The 741-nt window shown below is 33.7% G+C and carries 1 protein-coding gene and 1 pseudogene; both read left to right on the plus strand.

Annotated features, from left to right (window positions below; genetic code table 11):
• The first annotated feature begins 252 nt into the window (after positions 1 to 252).
• The gene (locus tag ACODS7_RS32310; protein WP_243169467.1) at positions 253 to 483 is read left to right on the plus strand and encodes a hypothetical protein; all 231 of its coding nucleotides are present in this window, start codon (positions 253 to 255) and stop codon (positions 481 to 483) included.
• Positions 440 to 694: pseudogene (locus ACODS7_RS32315) on the plus strand (transposase domain-containing protein); the annotation flags it as partial. The gene ACODS7_RS32310 and the pseudogene ACODS7_RS32315, both read left to right, overlap by 44 nt.
• Between the last annotated feature and the right edge of the window lie 47 nt (positions 695 to 741).

The raw sequence follows: 741 nt of genomic DNA on the forward strand, positions 1-741 counted from the left end.
CTCTTCTACAGAAACAGATACACGTTCATCACGATGATTTTTTAAAGCACCCATCCTAAAAAATCTCTCCTTTACCTCTTTTTATCAGTGTTGACACATAAAAAGAGGTTCTTTAATTTTTGTCATCATACAATAACTATTTTGTTGAATTTCTCAATTCACAAAGTACTAAATTTATAAAATGAATTCATATACATTTATTGAATACATATTAAGTTCATATAAAACCAAATAATTTAGGGGCTGATCAGTATGACAAGTAAACCACTAGTAATAACGCTTCCTTCTATATCAAAAACCAAAATTACTTTTTATTCTTCTGGTGAAGTAATGAACAACACTTTTTTGATGCTGGTGCAAAAACTTAAGGACAATTGCAATGAATCTATAAATCTTGGACATACTGTTACTATTACTTTAGAAAGGGTGCGTGATTGGTATGGAAAAGGAAAATGTATTCAAATGGAAGCATTATCAGCCTGATATTATTTTGTTAACGGTAAGATGGTACCTACGGTACAACCTTAGTTTTCGTGATTTGGTGGAAATGCTAGAGGAACGGGGTTTATCCGTTTCTCACATAACGATTATGCGTTGGGTTCATCAGTATGGTCCTGAATTGGACAAACGAATCCGTCGTCACCTCAAACAAACAAATGACTCTTGGAGAGTCTATGAAACATATATGGGTGTTTTTGCCCATCCCCCCGAAAAGGGGGAATAAGGACAACAATACTTTAT

The sequence above is a fragment of the Bacillus sp. FG16 genome (assembly GCF_057809515.1).